This is a genomic window from Nitrosomonas sp. Nm58 (assembly GCF_900107335.1).
Lineage (GTDB): Bacteria > Pseudomonadota > Gammaproteobacteria > Burkholderiales > Nitrosomonadaceae > Nitrosomonas.
The window spans coordinates 1-3,000 of the sequence record NZ_FNPQ01000096.1; the positions used below are offsets into that span (position 1 = coordinate 1).

Consider the following 3,000-nt stretch of genomic DNA (forward strand, 5'->3'; position numbering starts at 1 on the left):
TACATAACAAACAACCCTTTGACGGTAGCAAGTTCTTCGACATGGAGGCGGCATGATTTTTCCAAAAATGGTTGCGAAATAAGAGAGTATCTTCTTTATCCAATTTTACGCTTTCCACAATCATGAGTTGTGTTGCCGGATGAGCGCTATTCACGCAAGCTACCCAGCAGCGCGCCGCGGATGCACAAATCCTGCATCACAGCCAGCCCACCCTGCACCACGATTTTGGGTGCAGGGTGACAACTTTCTTGAGCGATCATTTCGAGCGCAGCTTGACCAGTAAAGTCTGTAGTTTTTAACAGATTTAGCAAGCGAGCAGTAAAGGCATTGATTTCAATAAATTGAGTCTGGTCGTTAATATCCCGAAACACCAATAAATAGACTTCTTTTGGTGCTATCCGAATATGCGGGGCGATATGGTGCACGGGCCAACTATAATGCAGATTGGCGAGGACTGGATTCAAAACGGGGTGATGTTTGAGTAAATCACCTGCGGGATCAATCTTATCCCAGTCAGGGGTATGTGTTGAGATGGAGAGCACCAGTTCTATCCATTCATAATGCGCAAGCTCAAGCATGAATTTGGGATAATCTGCGGTGGATGTCCATGCTGTCTGCAGGAACTGAATGAATTCGTCGGGTATCTGGCGGAAAAATGGCGAATGACAGCGATGCTTGGCAATGAAGGCACGCACCAGCCGTGCCCAGCGACGTTCTCCTAGCACTTTCCTTAATACCGGGAAACAGATCAGGAGGGAATTCTCGATACCATTGTATACAAGCTCACTGTAAACTTTCATTCGCCGTGCTTCAACGCCACTTGGGCGAGCGTTTACCTTCGGATCGCGGATATGCGCAGTGAAGCGGTATTGAAAACGTTGAAACTCAGGAAGTGGAGTAGACATGAGCTCGAGTGGTATGGATATGCCGGGTCTGAATCTGGGCAATGCGCTCAACTTCGTGTATCAGTTCGCTAAGGGGGGGGATATTAAAATCGCGCTCCAATAGCGTGGGGGATACGCCATGAATATGATAGGCCTCATCCAGCAGTGACCATACCGGATCGATGACATCTGCACCATGTGTATCAATAATCAGATCCTTCGCTTCGTTATAGTGTCCAGCCATATGCATATAGACAATGCGTTCGGTCGGCATGGCACGAATAAAGTCGATGGGATCATAAGCATGGTTAATACTATTCACATACACATTATTGACATCGAGATGTAAATCGCAATCTGCTTCAGTTAAAACAGCCCGGATGAAGTCGATCTCATCCATTTCTGTGATGGGTGCACGTAAATAAAAGGAAGCATTTTCCATGGCGATACGACGCTCCAGGATATCCTGTACACGGCGGATGCGTGCGGCGACATGTTTGACAGCATCCTCGGTAAAGGGGATCGGAAGTAGATCATATAAATGCCCGTCATCGGAACAATAGGAGAGATGCTCGGTATAAAGCGGGATTTGGTGTTGATCGAGGAACTGGCGAATCTGATGCAATAGCACTTCATCGAGCGGTAATGGGCTGCCTATGGAAAGAGATAGTCCATGACATACAAAGGGATAACGTTCGGTAAAGCTGCGCAATTCACGCCCTGGGAGCCCGCCAATATCAATCCAGTTCTCTGGTGCCATTTCAAAGAATGAAATGGCATCAGGAACATGGCTCTTTAGCGCAGGAATTAATTCCCGTCGGAAACCTAATCCCGCACCGGAAAGATATTTAGGATTCATCATGTGCATAATGATTCAATCGATAATCATCCTAAAAAAACTGCTTCTATAATCATCCTAAAAAACTGCTTTTAGGATGATATACCGAAAACTTGGTCAGTCGTGATCAGTAGCAAAACGACTCGCTGCTTAATCTGTCAAAGCTTCCTTAGATGGCTCCGGCTTTTATCCATCGACCTTTTCATTGAGGACGTCACCTCCTTTCTCGGCTGCCTCATCTATCTTTCCCCCCGCCTTTTCTGCCGAATTCTGCTTGTCGCAAGCAGGAAGTCCTGCCATCAAAGCCATCGAAATCACTACTACTATAAATATCTTTAAAATATTTATTGGTGCCTTTCCTTCAATTTAGTAGGCTAGGATAAAGCCAATCTGTTTAGAATTTCCTTAGTTGTAAAGGATATAAATGATGACCAACACGATTGTTGGCACGCCGAGCAACCACGCCAGTAAATATTTACCCATTCGGGTCTCCTTGAAAGAATTGCAAATTACCAATCTGTTAATCGATAGGCCCCTGCTCAGGAGAATGAGTGGAGCGCATGTTATCTTCATAAGCAGCATTAAAAATTCGAGTCATAGGATCGAAAGACTGATGCAATCGTATCAAGCGGATTAATCTATTACATTTAGTAGCCTACAACGCGCAGTAGTCGCAGTCTGTGCGTTGCCGTACAAAGCATGAATGCGGCGCAGATAAGTGCGGATGTGGAAAATACTCATGTTATTCCATTTCTAAATCGTCGGATACTTTGTCGACTCCGCCTGTCGTACTCTTTCACTGTCTGCAGTGCATCTTCGCTTCTCTGACGATATGGAAATGGCGTTATAACACCTCATTTTATTTGCGTTATTTTTTTATAGAGTGTTTTGAATATACCCTGTGGATCATATTTCTTCTTCAAGCTCTGGTATGTTTCTTGTGGAAAGTGCGTCCAAAATTCCTCTTCACTTAACGTTGTTACTGAATAGCGTGCCGTAAGTATTTGTAAATCCAAGAACAGATCTGCGTTTTTCTTCTCAGAACATACAAGCACTTCTCCATCTCCCGTCAGAATTTCTGCTTCAAGTACTATCTCGTGCATAATGACCTGGTCAAGTAAAACCGGACAACCCAGTTAAGCGACTTCTTTCAATTTTTCTGTTTCCACTTCATATTGATTGGGGCTTTTGTACTCCAAGTATGAATGCAGTCGATGGCTGTTATAGAACATGGAAATATACTGCAGCACATCTTGCTGTGCTGCATGACGGGTTTGG

5 protein-coding genes are annotated in these 3,000 nt (G+C 44.7%); all 5 read right to left on the reverse strand.

All coding sequences use genetic code 11. From position 1 onward, the window contains the following. Positions 1-146 precede the first annotated feature (146 nt). Positions 147-905 carry an HvfC family RiPP maturation protein gene (locus BLW34_RS15055; protein WP_090581332.1) on the reverse strand — a complete coding sequence of 253 codons (759 nt, stop codon included), beginning with the start codon at positions 903-905 and terminating at the stop codon, positions 147-149. Beyond that, positions 886-1,743 carry an HvfB family MNIO-type RiPP peptide maturase gene (locus tag BLW34_RS15060; protein ID WP_090581344.1) on the reverse strand — a complete coding sequence of 286 codons (858 nt, stop codon included), beginning with the start codon at positions 1,741-1,743 and terminating at the stop codon, positions 886-888. Before BLW34_RS15060 ends, BLW34_RS15055 begins: the two co-directional genes overlap by 20 nt. Positions 1,744-1,908: 165 nt before the next feature. Further along, on the reverse strand, positions 1,909-2,031 hold the full coding sequence (locus BLW34_RS17195) for a hypothetical protein (RefSeq protein WP_256203833.1): 123 nt from the start codon (positions 2,029-2,031) through the stop codon (positions 1,909-1,911). 545 nt (positions 2,032-2,576) lie between these two features. Beyond that, complete coding sequence (locus BLW34_RS15070) at positions 2,577-2,825, reverse strand: hypothetical protein (RefSeq protein ID WP_090581338.1); 249 nt, start codon at positions 2,823-2,825, stop codon at positions 2,577-2,579. 33 nt (positions 2,826-2,858) lie between these two features. Further along, positions 2,859-3,000: IS3 family transposase (locus tag BLW34_RS15075; RefSeq protein ID WP_143037874.1), on the reverse strand; the 142-nt coding region annotated here is incomplete at its 5' end.